Consider the following 15273-nt stretch of genomic DNA (forward strand, 5'->3'; position numbering starts at 1 on the left):
CCGAATGAACGCCCCTCGCCCGCGCACGGGAGAGGGGTTGGGGGTGAGGGGATCTGCCCTACGCAAAGCCAAAAAGTGCCTTTCCTGCACGCGGGCGAGGGGGAGCACGCTGGTTTTCATCACTAATGCTGGGAGAACCACCGAATGAACGCCCCTCGCCCGCGCACGGGAGAGGGGTTGGGGGTGAGGGGATCTGCCCTACGCAAAGCCAAAAAGTGCCTTTCCTGCACGCGGGCGAGGGGGAGCACGCTGGTTTTCATCACTAATTCTGGTAGAACCACCGAATGAACGCCCCTCGCCCGCGCACGGGAGAGGGGTTGGGTGAGGGGATCTTAACCCCGATCCATTCTCAAGAGCGACGTTCGTGATGTGAGAATCCACGGCATTAGGCTTTGACATTTACCCATGGCCTCGTATAATGCCTACATGCGACCTTCACGTTCAGCCCAACAGGCAGCCCCACCAGCAGCGATGGTTCATCTCTATCGTGGTTTGATGGATCGCGCAGTCACTTGGCGTTCACGCATCGACACGCCAACCAACTGGGCGGTGGCCATTACGGGCACGGTTGCCAGCTTTGTACTTGGCGATGCTGATCATCATCATGCGGTTGTGCTGCTGACGATTGTTTTTTGTATGGGCTTTTGGTTTATCGAAGCCCGTCGCTATCGCTACTACGATTTATGGGCCACATGGGTTCGCATCCTCGAAACTGATTATTATGTGCCATTGCTTGGCCAAAATACCCTCGCGGTTGATCAATATTGGCATAAATTGCTGATAACCGACATGAACATGCCCCACTTTAAGATTTCTACTGTCGAGGCGTTGGGGCGGCGTTTGCGCCATAACTACATGGCGATTTTTCTGTTTTTGCTGTTTATTTGGCTGCTTAAGCTGATGATCCATCCGCAGATTACCAATCGGCCATCGCTTGAAACCTTCATTTACGATGCCAGTTTGGGGCCGTTCGGTGGCAAATTGGTTATTTTATCGGTCTTAGGCTTCTATGCATGCTTGATTATCATGGCCCTGATTACAATTCCCCGCTGGGGTTCGCGCACCGAGATGGTGGGCCATGAACGGGTGTTACGCAAGCTCGCGCTGCCAGAAGCCATGCCAGTGGGTAAAGCCAAACGACGAGGAGGGCGACGTAAATCATATGGAAAAGCCCACGACTAACCAGCCAACCGATCTCTGCATTATTATGCATGCTCACGCTCCGTTTGTGCGCCAACCTGGGCCTTCGAGCCATGGCGAGGAAGAGTTGCATGGCTTGATGGCCGATTGCTATATTCCGCTACTGCGCGGGCTCGCCGACCTGATTGAGCAAAACAAAGCGGTTAAAATGGGCTTGGCCATTAGCCCCATCCTCTTGCATCAATTGAATGATCCTGTGGTGCAAAAGCATATGTTGCATCATCTTGATGAAGCGATTGCTCAGGCAGAGCGCCGCCTCGAAGCTGCCAAGGGTGGCGATGAGCATAGCGCGTACTTGGCTCAATTTTATTTGCAATTGCACCAACGCACCCTACACGTGTTTGAAAAGCAGTGGAGCCGCAATATTGTGGCCATGACCCGCGAGTTGGTCGAGGCCGAAGCGCTCGAAGTGCTCGGCCATACCGCCACCTACCCTGTGCCCCATTTGTACGACCGGCCAACGCTGCGCACCCAAGTTGAAATTGGCACGATTGCCTTGATGCACATGCTCGGCCAAACCCCAAGCGTGCTCTGGAGCGCCGAAGACCCAGTTACGCCCGAATGGGAGCAGATTCTCAAGCCGCTCGATATGCGGGCCTTGGTGGGTACTGCCAACCCCGAATTGCGTGGGCAGGCGCTTTCGTGGCTTTCCGAAGCCCGCCAAACAACCGTTATTACACCCGATCAACGCTTGTTGACGCATATTCGCTCGGTTGGTTTGGGCTATCCCGGCGATCCGTTATATCGCACGCCGATGGCAATTCCTTTGGATGATGGTATGTTCAGCCGTGATGGCAACGCGTATGATCCGTTTTATGCTTATGCCCGCGCTCGCCAGCATGCCCGCCATTTCACTGCGGTGCTAACTGAAACTGCCAGCAATGGCCAGCCGTTGGTGATTGTGGCCGATATGGAATTGTTTGGCAGCGGTTGGTTTGAGGGTGGGTTGTGGCTGCGGACCTTGCTCGAAGAATTGCCAAGCCATTTTCGTTTGGTCACACCAAGCACCTTGCTCAAACGGCATAAACCAAGTGTGGTTGTGCCACCGCAGCACTTTTCGGGGATTATTGATGGTCGTTTGAGCGCTGCTCATCGCCAATTACAAGCTGCCGTGGCTGAATACCCACAGGCCTATGGCGACCGCGAACAGGTGCTCAACCAAGCGGCTCGTGAGTTTTTGCTGGCCCAATCGGGTGATTGGGATCGTTGGGTTGGTACGCCAGGCGCTGATTATGCGAATGCCCGCCGTAGCGACCACCTGCAAAAGTTCGATTGGCTGATGAATTTATTGCCGCATGAAACCTTGCTGCCAGTTGCAGCACGTGAATTTGCTGCCTTGCAAGAACGCGACAATCCTTTTCCCACCCTGAATTATCGTTTGTTTGGGGATTTTGAACGATGACAACCTACACTTGGCTTGGCCACAACCAGCCACATCTTGATACCATGTTCGTTCATGACCTTGGCTCGATGGTTTTTGCCAGTTTTGGCGGCGTAACTGCTCAAGGCGCACACAAAAACGAAGATGCCGCCGCGATCTTTATCGATCCTGCTGGCGCATGGGAATTGGCGCTGGTGATCGATGCTCATCATTCGGCCCAAAGTGCACAACTGATTTTGCAAACGGTGGTTGAAGCCGAAAGCCAATTGCGCGATTGCTTGAACCAGCCCTTGAATCAAGCCTTTTTTAGCCTTGATCGGGCTTTGCTCGATTTATTTCGCAGCAATAGCTTTCGGGCGCAGGCTGCCACAATTCAAGGCGAAGCGTCGTGCCTGTTTGTGGCGCGCAAAGATGAATATGTGTGGTATTGGGCGGTTGGCGATTGCATTGGCTATATTTTTCACCCCAGCATTGCGCGGCTTGGCGAGATGCAGCTCAATCAACGGCGCTTCTACGAATGGATTGGCAATGTCAATACCTGGGATGGCGTGTTGCCCTCGTATTCCACTGGCATTCGTTTGCTGCAACCTGGCCTTACCACGCTGATGCTGACCACCGATGGCTTGTTAGAGTGCGGCAAGCGCCCATTTGAACAACCAACTACCTTGTATAACACCGTTTGTTGGCAACACCAAACGTTGCCTCGCGCCGCTCGGGCCTTGCTCGAACGCGTGCAAACCGAAGGCGGTCGCGATAGTGCAACCGTCATTTTGTGGCAGTTCGATAGCACATGGGCTGGAATGAATCGCGACTTCCGCTAAACAAATGTGCCAAGCCACCCCAGATTGCCTGATGCTCGATGAGCAAGCCAGCTTGCTTGAAGGCTTGTAGGACATGCTTTCCTGTGCCAAAATGCTGAGCCAATGGCGCAAGCTGACGGTAAGGAAAGCTCGGTGCTCCCAAACCACGCGCCAACAATGGTAGAACCGTTTGTAAATACATGTGGCCCAAACTGCCCACCCATGAATTGCCTGTGCCAATCTCAATCAAGCTAAACCGCCCATCTGGCCGTAGCAAACGCCGAATTTCGCCAGCAAAACGCACCAATTCGCTATAACAAAACGTTTTTAATCCAAAACAACAGACTACCCGATCAAGGCTTTGGCTAGGGAGTCTGTTGGCAAAAATATCACAATTGTGTACTTCAATTCGCTCAAGCCAAATTGGGTGCTTCAAGGGTTGCGCTACCAGATCAAGTGCAATTAACGAGCCGCGTCCTTGTAATGCTTGCTCCAGCCATGGCCAAGCCTCGCCGCCGCCACACAGCAAATCGCCAACAACCATGCCTGGCTGAATCTGTGCCGTGGCGATACACCGTTTACGCCAAGCATTGATAATGCCCAAACTACCGAGCGAACTAACCTGATCGTATGAGGGAGCCATTTGTTCAAACAGGGCTTGTAAATCGCTGTTATCAAATTGATCGGCTAAGCCATAGTTGGGTGCTGAAATCATCATGGAAACCTCACAAATATCTGCTTGGTATCCACGATAACGCTATGATGTTACACGAATGTTACAAGGCCTCGTTGGCCAAACGTTCGATCAAGTTGCGCATGCTGGCATCAACCTGGGTATGTTGGGCCAAAAATTCGACAATTGCCAAAGCCGAAGCTGGGCTGTGTTGATAGCCTTGTACCCATGCGGCCAGCAACGGCTTCAAATTCGGCAACCGTTGCTCGATGCGGCGTTCATTGGCAAACACATCGCCAGCAGTAAGCCCAAATTGCGGCCAAGTGCCAATTAATTCCAGCACCCGATCGACCGCAAAATGTTGGATAAAGCGCTGAGCAGAAAGCCACTCACCGCGCTGATAGCGACACAAACCAACATACAAACAGGTCAATGCTTCGCCCAACAACCACGCGGGCTGCTGCCGATTGGGCGTTGGTAGCGCGAGTTGCGGCAAGGCAATCGCCGCATCAACATGGGCTGCTTTCCAAATAATCTGGCCTGGCGCAAAGGGAATATTGGGCAATTCTGCTGGCTCGAACACCGCAAACTCACAAAAAATCTCGTCGCTATAGAGCAGTTTATAGCCATCGACGGTATTCTGAAAAGCATAACTAATCGGTTGAATCGCCGCCAGCCAACCAAGATCATTGAGAAAAGAGGCTTTGCTGCCAGCCTCAACGATGGCAAAAAAATCGAGATCCGACCATTGATCAAGTCGTTCGCGTTCCAAGCCAACCGAGCCAAGCCCGATTAAGGCTAAACCATGGCCACTGGCGGCAAGCGCTTGACCAATCGCAGCTACGCGATCTAAAAGTTGTTGGGGAGTAGGCATGGCGCGCCTCCATCAATGCTTAACGTTTCTGATAAATAATCATGCGATCAGGAATGCTGTGCAGTTGCTGCCATTGGCTTTGATCGCGAAAGCCATCTGCTGGCCAACCCATGCGCGCTGAATAATGCTGATCCCACACGACCAACGTGCCAGAGGCCATTGTTTCGAGCTTGGGCACGCTCCACCAAAGTTTATTGGGTGCTTGCAGCGGTAATTTTTGAAAATAGTAAAACCAGACATGGGTTGCATAGACAGGTTGCGCTTGCGGTTGGTTTTGGGCAATCCAACGCTGGGCTTCAAGGCTCGCTTGGGCCTCAAGATCAACCGGAATCGGACGCAATTTGGCGGGCAAACTCAACGCAACCAGCACAAACACTGCTACCAACGGCCAGAAAATTTGAGCTGGGCCAACCCAACGGCTGAGCGCAGTTTGCACAATTTCAAGGCCTTGGGTTGCCCATACTGCAACCACAAAGGCGAATGGAAGCAGGAAATAACTATAGCCCCCAGAGGCAAACAAGCCAAAGCGATAGATCACCACGTGGCTCAGCACATAGACCACGCTGGGCCAAACAACGACCCAAACGTGGCGCTTACGCCAGCTCCAAGCTGCTGTGGCAACCACCAAAACGACTAATGGCCAACCAATGCCTGCCAATAAATCGGGGCCAAAGTGCCACCACGTGCCTGAGCCATAGAAATCGGTTGGTTTTGGCTCGAAAAAAATCATCCACGGTCGATTGCCAAGCACCAGCCAACACAGCCCATAATAAACCAGCATGGGCAAGCCACTAAGCAAGCCTGAGCGCCAATCTCGCTGGGCTAGCCGATATAGCCCCCAAAGCCCAAGCAGCAATAAGCCTTCGTGGCGCATTAATGGCAAACACCCAATTGCCAGCGCTGCCCAAAGCCAACGTCGATTAAGGCTAGCATAGGCAGCCAAACCCAAACAAACAGCATAGGGCAAGACGGTTGTCGCATAGGCAAATTGGCTGACCCACGGCTGAAGATAGACAAACAATGGCACAAGATACCAATAGCGCATGCCTACTTGGCGCGCAATCAACAGATAAAGCCCAACGGTTAGCGCGGTCATGAGCACTGCAAAGGCGCGAGCGACATACAGGCCACCAAGGGCTGCTGGCATATAAAAAAGCGTGTTGCCAAAGCGGCCCCAGGTATCCAAGACAAAGGCTGGCTGCTGCCAAGCCCGTTGCGAGATTACAATATGGCCAACTTCATCTTGCACAATCGTGCTCAGTGGCGAAAAATAGGCCAGCATGCCAATCCATACTGAACCAAGCACAATCAGGATGCCACTTATCAGCCAATAGCGCCGCTGCATACAACACTCCTCCAATTTTGGGCGATTCAGCCTCGTATGGTAGCATACAAGTCAGCCCTAAGCCGCATAATAATTGTGTCGCTGTATGTCACAATGCTGCTGTTTACTAACAACCGCATTGCATGTCGTCAAGCAAGGAGGGTTTATGCCCAGCTATCAGCTTGCCCAACTCAATATTGGCACAATCAAAGCACCCTTAGATAGCCCATTGATGGCCGATTTTACCAATAATTTGGATCGGATTAATGCCTTAGCTGAGGTGAGCGATGGCTTTGTTTGGCGCTTGAAAGACGATACGGGCAATGCGACTGATTATCGCCCCCTCGACCCGCTGACGATTGTCAATATGTCTGTTTGGCGCGACCTTGATGCCTTGATGCAGTATGTATATAAATCGGAGCATGTGGCGATTATGCGGCGGCGCAGAGAGTGGTTCGAACGCATGGATACCGCTTTTATGGTACTCTGGTGGGTTCCGGTAGGCCACGAACCAACGGTTGCTGAAGCCCTTGAGCGCTTGGAGTATTTACGCGCCAATGGCGAAAGCAGTGCTGCGTTTAGTTTTCGTAAGCCATTTGCCGCGCCCGACCAACAGCTTGTAGCCGAGGCTTAATCAATGCCTGAACTGTCGTTACGCCCAGTTGAAGAGTCCGATCTGGCTAGCTTTTTCGCGCAGCAACAAGATCCAGTGGCGATTCACATGGCTGCCTTTACTGCCAAAGATCCCAGCGATTATGCTGCGTTTCAGGCGCATTGGCAAAAAATTATGGCTGATAGTAGCATCATCAAGCGGGCAATTATCTGGGATAATCAACTGATTGGCCAGATTGCCCAATTTGAACAATTTGGCGAGCCAGAAGTGACCTATTGGCTCGATCGGCGCTATTGGGGCCAAGGTCTGGCTAGCCAAGCCCTGCAAGTATTGCTCAACGAAATAAGGCTGCGGCCATTGTTTGCTCGCGTCGCCCAAGATAATCATGGCTCGCTCAAGGTCTTGACCAAAGCTGGCTTTCAGATTATTGGCGAAGATTCGGGCTTTGCCAATGGTCGTGGTTGCGACGTAGCCGAATATGTGCTGCGGCTCGATTGATCCACCCTACGTCCGAGTTGGTAAGAGTTTGTTTTTTTAGGAGGATAACGCAATGACTCAATCACCAATGCCACCCCAAGGCAGCTACCAATTGCCACCCCAAGGCAATTATCAAATGCCAACCAATCAGCAAGCTACCGGCAGCAAAGCCAAGGCACTCTTGATTGGATTAGGAGCACTCGTTTTAGGCGCAATTGCTTGGGGCTTATTGGCCTACTTTACCGATAAAATCTTCTTCTATGTTGCTATTTTGATTGGGATGGGGATTTCCTATGCCATGATTTCACCCTTTCGCAAGCCTGTTTCAAAATCTATCCTTTTTTCCTTGGTTGTGCCAGCAATTCTTTTTACCTTGTTGTCGTTGGAATTAGGCAACCTCATTTCATTTATCCTCACGTTTCAACGTGATTTTGATATTCCATTGAGTAAGTCTATTTCGCCGGCATTCGATTTTTTCTTCAGTAAACTATGGTTACAAAGCAAAGAAAATATTTTGACAATCGTCTTTGGGGTCTTAGGGGCTGGTTTAGGCTTCTACAATACCTTGAAACGCTCGTAAGCTTAACGTATAAGGCGGGGCTGGTTTGATCCAGCCCCGCCTTGGTATTTAACTTATTTATTGGCCAGCAATTGCTCCAAGCGATCAACATAGCTTGCCAGCACGCGGAAGGCTGCCTCAACTGGCTCTGCTGAAGTCATATCAACCCCAGCCAATTTCAGCGCATCCAACGGTGCCAACGAACTACCAGCACTCAAGAAGGCCAAATAGTTGCTTTGGGCATCGGGCTTGCCTGCCAACACACCCTCGGCCAAGGCATGGGCTGCTGCAATTCCGGTTGCATATTGATAGACATAGAAATTGGCGTACATATGGCCTGAGAAGGTGGCCCAGGTAATCCCCATGCGATCAGCATCGGGCACAACTTCCTCGCCATAACCTTCACGGAACAAATCGAACATGATGCCGTTCAGGGTGGCAGCGGTTAATGGCTCACCACGTTGGCCGCGTTCGTGAATTTCAAGCTCGAATTGGGCCAAAATTGGCATGATGAAGAAATAGCGATGGAAATTGCTCATGGCTTCTTCAATCAAGGCAATTTGGAAATCGGGGTCTTGGTTGGTGTTGAACAGGTGGTTGCGCACCAAGGCTTGGTTGAAGTTTGAGGCAACTTCGGCCACAAACAAGCCATAGTTGCTGTAAATCGTTGGTTGGTTTTGCCACGTAAGATACGAGTGCATCGAGTGGCCAAGCTCGTGGGCCAAGGTGCTCATGCCAAAAATATCGTTGTTGTAGTTCATCAAGATATAGGGCGGCGTGCCTTTCCAGCCACTCGAAAATGCCCCAGCGCTCTTGCCTTTGTTGGGATAAATATCGACCCAGCGATCGTCGAGCAAGCCACGTTTGGCTGCGCTGGTGTAGCCTTCGCCCAAGGGCTGCATGCCTGCAATAATCCAATCGACTGCTTCGGTGTAGGGAATATCAAGCTTTTTGGTGCTCAATGGCGCTTTGATGTCGTAGACATGCAGTTGATCGTAGCCCAAGGCTTCGCGACGTAAGCGCCAGTAGCGATGCCAAGTTGGATAGTTTTTGCGCACCGTCGCCACCAATTGATGAAACACATCGGTTGGGATGTTGTTTTCGCCAAGCGCTGCGGCCAAGGCTGAGCTATAGTTACGCACTCGTGCATTGAAGACATGCTGCTTGACACAGGTCGCCATACAATTGGCCATGGTGTTTTTGTTGGCCAAGTGGGCATCGCTGTAGTTTTCAAAGGCGGTGCGGCGCACTTCGCGATCTGGGTCGGTCAGCAAGAGGCCAATCGTGCCTTGGGTCAATTCTAATTCGCTTGCATCAGGGCCATGGGCTGCTGGATAGGCCAAATCAGCATCGGTCAAAATGCGGTGCGTCGAGTTGGCTGAATCAAAGGCATCACTGACCAAGCCCAACACTTGCTCAACTTCTGCTGAACGCACATGGGCTTGGCGGCGCTCAACTTCATTGAAATATTGCCCATAGCCTGCTAAATCGGCGTTTTCTGCTTGCCATTGCTTTAGCGTTTCAAAGCCAATGCCAATAATTTCTGGCTCGATAAACGCCGAGCTTGCCATCGTGCGGGCATAGACACCCAGCACCCGATCCATTTTGGCTTTGGCAACTTGATCGGTGGTATCGACGCTATAGAACAAGCTGGCATAAATGTAGAGCTTGCCAATCCGCTCGTTGAGCTGATCAGCATAGTTCAGTGCTGCCAAGAGCGTTGGCGCACCTTCAGCCAAACGGCCTTGATATTGTTCGATCTCAGCAATCGATTGGGCATAGGCATCGAGCGCTTGTTCCCATTCAGCATCAGAAGCGAAAACTTTGGTTGCATCCCACGTATCGGCGAGGGCTACTTCCTGACGAGTTGGGACTGTTGCAGCGGTTGTCATTCCAAAACTCCTTCAACACACAGGTTTATGGCAATTGGCAACGATTATTCATCGTCATCATCATCAAAATCATCGTGATCATCGTCAAAATCAGCTTCGATGTCACCATTCGCAGGGCGGAGATTCAAACGATGCAACAGGCGCACCGCCAAAGCCCAGCCAGCTTCCGAAAAGTGCATGCTTTGTTTATCGTGGCTGGTGGCCAACAATTCAAGCATCGCCCGATATTGCGGTGGCAAGCTAAATTCGATTGGCAAGCTGTAGCTGCCATCGTCATTAACGCTGCTATCGATTTCAATGTCGGCATCGTAGGTAGCGTGGGCATAGCCAAGCAACACGCCTGCATCTTCGCTGAGGGTCGCTAATTGAGCGCTATCATTTGGCAAGCGCTCAATCCGAAAGTAATCGCCGCCAGTCCGCGAACGGCGACGGCGGGCAACGCGATGTTCTTCAAAGGCCACAAACAAGCGCGAGCCGTTGGCTTGGGCTTCGACAGCTTGCCAGGTTAAAGTTTCACCATCAAAGCGAAACCATTGATCGCGCGCTCCGGTCTCGATTTGCAGCAGATTGCCTGGTGCTTGCACAGTTGGCATTTCTGGCAGCCGATCGATTTTATCCTTGAGCGTAACAACGCGATAATTGCGGGTGCGCAAGCGGGCAATCAAGCCCAAGCCGCGCGCCGAGGTTAGGGTAAACGAGTGGCCATTGACTATGCCCTCGCCGCGCAAAATCGGAATCATCGCCGTATCGGCAACTAAAAAGGTATTGACGCTCACTTCTTCAAGATCTGGCCGACGAACCATCTAGGAATCCTCCTGAATTCGGTTAAGATATGGTGCTGCATAGGCGTGGCACATCGCAACGGCAAGGGCATCGGCGGCATCATCGGGCTTGGGAATATGATCCAAATTGAGGGTCATTTGCACCAGATGTTGCATCTGCTTTTTGTCGGCGTTGCCATATCCGACCACGGCCTGTTTCACAGACAACGGTTTATATTCAAAAATTGGCAGTTTGGCTTGGCGCAAAGCAAGCAAGGCCACGCCCCGCGCATGGCTTACGGCCATGGCAGTGGTTACATTTTTGGCAAAAAAGAGTTCTTCAACTGCCGCAACCGCAGGTCGATACTCGGCCAAAACGTGCGCTAAATCATTGTAAATGGTCACCAAGCGATCAGGCAATGGCTGTTTGGCTGGTGTCGTGAAGGCTCCATAGGCAACCATCGTCAAATCGCTGCCATCAGCCTCAATAATGCCCCAGCCCATAATTGCCGTGCCTGGGTCAATCCCGATAATTCGCATTGTGCTTCCTCAATGATCTTGCTGCTTGCATTATAACGGGTTTCGCTATTCAGCCCGTCCGCGTCCCGTATCGCCGTAGCCAGTTAATTCAACGTAGCCATAGCCGGTCGCAGTGCCGCTAATTGCTACCGAGCCTTCCCAATAGCGAATCGTTAGCGGCATTTCTTGGTTGGCAACTTGCGGCGTAATGCTCAATTCTAGTTGTTCGCTGGGCAAGCTCAAACGCCATTGGCCCGGATATTGAATGCCTTGTTCGCTTTGCCATTGCTTAGTTACTTCGAGCGTTAGCTCGCTTTGGGCAATTTTGCGCGTCGAGCCATCGGCCAAGGTCAGCATTCCGCCCGATAAATGGTTGATCGAGCCATCTTGATTGCGAATATTGAAGTAGGTGATTTCGCGTTGATCATCAAGCTGGATGGCAAACCAATCCCAGCCAACTGCTTGGTCTTCGAGCGCCCCCGAACCCCATTCGTGATCCATCCATGCTTTGCCAGTCACGGCAATTTCGCGGCCATCAATGGTCAGCGTGCCGCTCGTGGTCATGTTGGTCAGCGAATAGTAATACGAAGCATTACCCAGCTCAGCGCCTTTTTGGCTCAAGCCACGGTCGCCTTGCAAGGTTGGCGTTTTGCTGGATTCAAGTTTGAGGTTCAGCGCAATCGGTGCTTGCTGTGCTGTGAGCTGCATGGTCATACCTTCAGGGCCGCTGCCAACTGCCTGCCAATCTTCAACAAAGACCTTGAAGGGATCGCCAGTTGCGTTGGCCAGTTGGGGATTGCCACGCATAAAGCGCTCGAAGGCATAAAAGCGTTGATTCGCCACATCGGTTAATCCCAAGTGGGCCATATAAATGTCGCTGGTTGCCAAACTCGCCGTGCGACTAATCACTTGATCGGTGGCTGCTGAGCGAAAAAAGGTCAGCTGAAAGCCAAAGCGCTGGCCATCAGCACTGACCAAATTGCCAGTGTAATACCACCATTCGGTGCGATAGCCAGCATGCACACCATGGTCGGCGGGAAACTGAAATGGCCGTGGCTCGGTTGCGCGCACATAATCGCCCTGATTGGCTTGGCTGAGCATGCCGACTGCACTGATTGAAGTTTGAATTTCGGTTTGGCTTGGTTGCAACAGCCACCAAGCGCCACCAGCAAGCAACGTCACAATCAGCAATGAACCTATCATCAAACGTATTCGCATACGATAAGTACTCCTTGAAAAAAGCAACGCATCCAGTGCAATGCTGGATGCGTTACATCGTCAATCGTATCACGAAATTAGTTTATGCGAATAGCCAAATCAAGAATGCAACCAGCAAACTAAGCAAGCCAAAAAGCACAAAAATGCGCCGTTGAACTCGTGAAACGCCACTAAAATCAAATGGCACTTGATAATCGTTGGTTGCTGGCAGTTGTTGCAACAACATTGGCCAAAGCTTGGCGATGTTTGCCCAGCGCAACGGATTGATAATCACAATCGTATCGCGCAGATCTTCGCTGGCTAAACGCCGCAGTTGTGGCTCTGGCAAATTGGCATAGGGCTGGCGCAAAATTAGGTATGGCAGTGCTAGCCCGGCGATGCTCTGCAACGTGCCAACTCCTGCAACCTGCTCCCAATCAATCGTCACCGTGTGGCCTGGTTGCTTGATGATCAAGTTGGTTTCGCTGATGCTGAGCCGCTGATTAAGCCCCCGCCCAAGCCAAATTAGGATGCCGACTAAAAATAAGAGGCCAATCCCGAGTTTTACGCCTGGCTCAGTTAATGCTTGCACAATCAGCATCATCAATAGTGCGCTAGCTAGCACAATAAAGCCGATGGTTGGCCACCAAAAACGCGGGCGGATGGTTATTATCTGTTTGGTCATGGATTATTGTAAGCTCCATGCTAGCAATGCTGCACCTAAACCAAGGATAAAAATTGCATACGGTAATATTGTATCCCAGCTTTTGCCAGCTATAGGCACAAACAACTGGTTTTTGGGTTTAAATGAAACTTTTGTTCGAATAAGTTCAATAATTCTTGTATGATTTTCCCAAGCATCTAAAATAATTGCTTGATTACGATAATCCTTAGGTAGATTTTGGCTATAGGTTAAATCTGGTAATTTTACAGATTGATTCAATGTAATATAGTGAAAATTTCGATGATAGTTTTTGAATTCTTGAATATCTTCAATATTACTCCACGCTATAAAAATATTTTTTCGAATCAATTGATGAATAATTAGTCCATTATTAGTAACAGATAGTCTAGCGTATAATCTATTGATCATATTAATCAGAGCAAACAATGGATAAATACATAAAAATAATATTGTTCTTGATTCAAATGTGCTATCAAAAAATAGAAATAATGGTAAGAAAATACATATGACAATAGCGATTAAGATTAATCTATGATCTTTTGATCGGAATATTTCGGTTTGCATATATGAAATCCTTTATGGATTTATAATCCTAGCCCCAAAGAATAAGCAGCGGAATCATAATTGGAATCATAATCAGCGAAAATAAAAACACTCGTTTCATATAGTCCGAAAAACTAACCGTAAAAGGGACAATCAAATTATTGTCTGCTGCTGATTGCATGTTTTGTTCTGCCAAACGCTTAATGTGCTGATGGTTATCCCATTCTTGCAACATTAATGTACGCCGATGATATGGTTTGGGGATAATCGAAGGAAAAAGCGAATCCAAAAAATCGACATCACGCTCAAAAAAGATATATTCGATTGGCCGATTGGATAGGATAAAATAGTGTAGATTTGAAATTTCATGCCATTTTGCAGTTTTAGTAGCATTAAACAAGCGTTTAACTGTAATTCCTTGTTCATCAACGATTAATTTTCGATAGTATTCGCTGAATGAAAAATACGCATATAACACAGACATGACAATAAACAGTACTGGGAATTTTCGCAGATTAAACATTGTTTTATAGACGATAAGCATAATAATCAATAGAACAAACCAGCCCACTGTGATTAACATTGTCTTTTTAAGCTTAGCCGCCCTAAATGTCATCGGTTGCATAAATCCCTTACTTAAATCTGAATATCGAATTGAACGCGAATTTGGTCTGCTGGTTGCTGCTTGAGCTGCTGCTTGATTAGGTCTAGCAATTCTGCGCTCTGTTCCCAGCGATCAAGGTAAATCACGCGATAGGCATGATTATCGTTTGTCAGTTGGTTGATCAGTTGCTCGGCCAACAACTGGTTGGCTTGCTGAACAACCACATATGGCCGTGGTTCGCGGTCATGCTCAGTATAATTGATGTAGGCAACCTCATTCCAGCCAATCAGCGTGCGCTGTGGCATTTGATACATATCGAGACCCTGTTCGCTCACAATCATTCGTTCACGCGATTTCCAGAAGAGATTGATTAATAGCAAAATCAAGCCCAAATTAACCACATATAATTCAATTTTTGCTGGCTCGCGAATGAGCCATAACCCAAACGCTACTAATAAAAATCCAGCAATCAAGCCAAAATTTGGCAGCAACAAATGGTCATTACGCTTAAAAATACGTGTTTGTATAGTTAGCCTAATCCATATTTGAAGAGATAAAGAATACACATAATTAACGCGCTAAATCCAAGAATATATCTATTTAAATCATCATAATAGATAAATGTTTTATAATCTTTTTTGATTGTTGGCATGACAGTATATGAATCGTTGATTTGAGGTAAATGTTGATAGATTGCTTCAATCAGCGCTTGTTGTTTATGCCAGCCTTCGAGCGTAACGCTGCGCTGTTGGTGTTCAGGCGCTATTTCTTTTAAGTCTACTTTTGGAAAGCCCTTGATTGGCTGGCACAATACAATATAAGGAATTAGCTTAAACACTTGATATTTTGCTACACCTAATGATTCAATTTGATGCCAAGCGATAAAAGCTCGTTGCCAACCACGCCGAATAAATAATCCTTCATTTGTAATGCGTAAAACTGAGATTGTATTCACAAGACTTGGTACAAAATGTGCTGCGATAAAAAGCAATAAAAACAACATTGAATAGTCAAAATTATTTATTGAATAGATCATACTTAGCATAAAAATCGCTACATTTGTAATTCCATACAGTCGATAGGCTGAGCGAAATTTTAGATCAAGTGTTTTATTTGAATTATCAGTTACGAGCATCGTAATCTCTTTCCTCATAGATAGTATTTACTGCAA

Annotated in this window: 18 protein-coding genes; 6 read left to right on the forward strand and 12 right to left on the reverse strand. The window is 49.0% G+C overall.

The annotated features are described in order from the left end of the window. The first annotated feature begins 426 nt into the window (after window positions 1–426). Genes C5S61_RS21755 through C5S61_RS21765 form a run of 3 tightly spaced genes read left to right on the forward strand, consistent with a single transcriptional unit; the run spans window position 427 to window position 3402 of the window. A complete protein-coding gene (locus C5S61_RS21755) occupies window positions 427–1182 on the forward strand; it encodes a DUF2270 domain-containing protein (RefSeq protein ID WP_164689714.1) in 756 nt (251 codons plus the stop codon). Beyond that, a complete protein-coding gene (locus tag C5S61_RS21760) occupies window positions 1163–2602 on the forward strand; it encodes a 1,4-alpha-glucan branching protein domain-containing protein (protein WP_164689715.1) in 1440 nt (479 codons plus the stop codon). The genes C5S61_RS21755 and C5S61_RS21760 overlap by 20 nt, the downstream gene beginning before the upstream one ends. Further along, window positions 2599–3402, forward strand: a complete 804-nt coding sequence (locus C5S61_RS21765) for a PP2C family serine/threonine-protein phosphatase (RefSeq protein WP_110518834.1) — start codon at window positions 2599–2601, stop codon at window positions 3400–3402. Before C5S61_RS21760 ends, C5S61_RS21765 begins: the two co-directional genes overlap by 4 nt. Here the strand turns inward: C5S61_RS21765 and C5S61_RS21770 are convergent. Genes C5S61_RS21770 through C5S61_RS21780 form a run of 3 tightly spaced genes read right to left on the reverse strand, consistent with a single transcriptional unit; the run spans window position 3347 to window position 6273 of the window. Then, the gene (locus C5S61_RS21770; protein WP_110518836.1) at window positions 3347–4099 is read right to left on the reverse strand and encodes a class I SAM-dependent methyltransferase; all 753 of its coding nucleotides are present in this window, start codon (window positions 4097–4099) and stop codon (window positions 3347–3349) included. The genes C5S61_RS21765 and C5S61_RS21770 overlap by 56 nt on opposite strands. A gap of 58 nt (window positions 4100–4157) precedes the next feature. Further along, a complete protein-coding gene (locus tag C5S61_RS21775; RefSeq protein ID WP_110518838.1) occupies window positions 4158–4928 on the reverse strand; it encodes a hypothetical protein in 771 nt (256 codons plus the stop codon). A 19-nt stretch (window positions 4929–4947) separates the two neighbouring features. Then, window positions 4948–6273 (reverse strand): hypothetical protein, encoded by a 1326-nt coding sequence (locus tag C5S61_RS21780; RefSeq protein WP_110518840.1) that lies wholly within the window; start codon window positions 6271–6273, stop codon window positions 4948–4950. Window positions 6274–6418: 145 nt separating this feature from the next. On the opposite strand from C5S61_RS21780, the gene C5S61_RS21785 reads away from it, so the two are divergent. From C5S61_RS21785 to C5S61_RS21795, 3 genes are read left to right on the forward strand one after another with little or no spacing between them, the layout of a single operon-like run. Next, on the forward strand, window positions 6419–6886 hold the full coding sequence (locus C5S61_RS21785; protein ID WP_110518842.1) for a DUF3291 domain-containing protein: 468 nt from the start codon (window positions 6419–6421) through the stop codon (window positions 6884–6886). A 3-nt stretch (window positions 6887–6889) separates the two neighbouring features. Continuing rightward, window positions 6890–7363, forward strand: coding sequence for a GNAT family N-acetyltransferase (locus C5S61_RS21790; RefSeq protein ID WP_110518844.1), 474 nt, complete (start codon window positions 6890–6892; stop codon window positions 7361–7363). 52 nt (window positions 7364–7415) lie between these two features. Continuing rightward, entirely contained in the window at window positions 7416–7922 is a 507-nt protein-coding gene (locus C5S61_RS21795; RefSeq protein WP_110518846.1) for a hypothetical protein, read from the forward strand. Window positions 7923–7975: 53 nt separating this feature from the next. Here the strand turns inward: C5S61_RS21795 and pepF are convergent, their stop codons facing one another. The 9 genes from pepF to C5S61_RS21840 form a co-directional block, all read right to left on the reverse strand. Further along, complete coding sequence (gene pepF / locus C5S61_RS21800) at window positions 7976–9793, reverse strand: oligoendopeptidase F (protein WP_110518848.1); 1818 nt, start codon at window positions 9791–9793, stop codon at window positions 7976–7978. Between the two features lie 44 nt (window positions 9794–9837). Next, on the reverse strand, window positions 9838–10596 hold the full coding sequence (locus C5S61_RS21805; RefSeq protein WP_110518850.1) for a hypothetical protein: 759 nt from the start codon (window positions 10594–10596) through the stop codon (window positions 9838–9840). Next, window positions 10597–11094: a crossover junction endodeoxyribonuclease RuvC gene (ruvC, locus tag C5S61_RS21810; RefSeq protein WP_110518852.1), complete on the reverse strand. Its 498-nt coding sequence runs from the start codon at window positions 11092–11094 to the stop codon at window positions 10597–10599. It abuts the gene before it with no gap. Between the two features lie 45 nt (window positions 11095–11139). Further along, window positions 11140–12291 (reverse strand): lipocalin-like domain-containing protein, encoded by a 1152-nt coding sequence (locus tag C5S61_RS21815; RefSeq protein WP_110518853.1) that lies wholly within the window; start codon window positions 12289–12291, stop codon window positions 11140–11142. 82 nt (window positions 12292–12373) lie between these two features. Continuing rightward, window positions 12374–12955 carry a hypothetical protein gene (locus tag C5S61_RS21820; protein WP_110518855.1) on the reverse strand — a complete coding sequence of 194 codons (582 nt, stop codon included), beginning with the start codon at window positions 12953–12955 and terminating at the stop codon, window positions 12374–12376. 3 nt (window positions 12956–12958) lie between these two features. Further along, entirely contained in the window at window positions 12959–13519 is a 561-nt protein-coding gene (locus tag C5S61_RS21825) for a hypothetical protein (protein WP_110518857.1), read from the reverse strand. 28 nt (window positions 13520–13547) lie between these two features. Beyond that, on the reverse strand, window positions 13548–14123 hold the full coding sequence (locus C5S61_RS21830; RefSeq protein WP_124033484.1) for a hypothetical protein: 576 nt from the start codon (window positions 14121–14123) through the stop codon (window positions 13548–13550). Window positions 14124–14134: 11 nt separating this feature from the next. Continuing rightward, the gene (locus tag C5S61_RS21835; RefSeq protein WP_124033485.1) at window positions 14135–14593 is read right to left on the reverse strand and encodes a PH domain-containing protein; all 459 of its coding nucleotides are present in this window, start codon (window positions 14591–14593) and stop codon (window positions 14135–14137) included. 38 nt (window positions 14594–14631) lie between these two features. Further along, the gene (locus C5S61_RS21840) at window positions 14632–15237 is read right to left on the reverse strand and encodes a hypothetical protein (RefSeq protein ID WP_110518863.1); all 606 of its coding nucleotides are present in this window, start codon (window positions 15235–15237) and stop codon (window positions 14632–14634) included. Between the last annotated feature and the right edge of the window lie 36 nt (window positions 15238–15273).

It is taken from the genome of Herpetosiphon llansteffanensis, from assembly GCF_003205875.1.
GTDB classification, from domain to species: domain Bacteria; phylum Chloroflexota; class Chloroflexia; order Chloroflexales; family Herpetosiphonaceae; genus Herpetosiphon; species Herpetosiphon llansteffanensis.

Bases quoted from the DNA above. Each gene is read 5' to 3' on its own strand.
- C5S61_RS21755 (WP_164689714.1), top strand. From the start codon at position 427: ATGCGACCTTCACGTTCAGCCCAACAGGCAGCCCCACCAGCAGCGATG.
- C5S61_RS21760 (WP_164689715.1), top strand. From the start codon at position 1,163: ATGGAAAAGCCCACGACTAACCAGCCAACCGATCTCTGCATTATTATG.
- C5S61_RS21765 (WP_110518834.1), top strand. From the start codon at position 2,599: ATGACAACCTACACTTGGCTTGGCCACAACCAGCCACATCTTGATACC.
- C5S61_RS21770 (WP_110518836.1), bottom strand. From the start codon at position 4,099: ATGATGATTTCAGCACCCAACTATGGCTTAGCCGATCAATTTGATAAC.
- C5S61_RS21775 (WP_110518838.1), bottom strand. From the start codon at position 4,928: ATGCCTACTCCCCAACAACTTTTAGATCGCGTAGCTGCGATTGGTCAA.
- C5S61_RS21780 (WP_110518840.1), bottom strand. From the start codon at position 6,273: ATGCAGCGGCGCTATTGGCTGATAAGTGGCATCCTGATTGTGCTTGGT.
- C5S61_RS21785 (WP_110518842.1), top strand. From the start codon at position 6,419: ATGCCCAGCTATCAGCTTGCCCAACTCAATATTGGCACAATCAAAGCA.
- C5S61_RS21790 (WP_110518844.1), top strand. From the start codon at position 6,890: ATGCCTGAACTGTCGTTACGCCCAGTTGAAGAGTCCGATCTGGCTAGC.
- C5S61_RS21795 (WP_110518846.1), top strand. From the start codon at position 7,416: ATGACTCAATCACCAATGCCACCCCAAGGCAGCTACCAATTGCCACCC.
- pepF (WP_110518848.1), bottom strand. From the start codon at position 9,793: ATGACAACCGCTGCAACAGTCCCAACTCGTCAGGAAGTAGCCCTCGCC.
- C5S61_RS21805 (WP_110518850.1), bottom strand. From the start codon at position 10,596: ATGGTTCGTCGGCCAGATCTTGAAGAAGTGAGCGTCAATACCTTTTTA.
- ruvC (WP_110518852.1), bottom strand. From the start codon at position 11,094: ATGCGAATTATCGGGATTGACCCAGGCACGGCAATTATGGGCTGGGGC.
- C5S61_RS21815 (WP_110518853.1), bottom strand. From the start codon at position 12,291: ATGCGAATACGTTTGATGATAGGTTCATTGCTGATTGTGACGTTGCTT.
- C5S61_RS21820 (WP_110518855.1), bottom strand. From the start codon at position 12,955: ATGACCAAACAGATAATAACCATCCGCCCGCGTTTTTGGTGGCCAACC.
- C5S61_RS21825 (WP_110518857.1), bottom strand. From the start codon at position 13,519: ATGCAAACCGAAATATTCCGATCAAAAGATCATAGATTAATCTTAATC.
- C5S61_RS21830 (WP_124033484.1), bottom strand. From the start codon at position 14,123: ATGCAACCGATGACATTTAGGGCGGCTAAGCTTAAAAAGACAATGTTA.
- C5S61_RS21840 (WP_110518863.1), bottom strand. From the start codon at position 15,237: ATGCTCGTAACTGATAATTCAAATAAAACACTTGATCTAAAATTTCGC.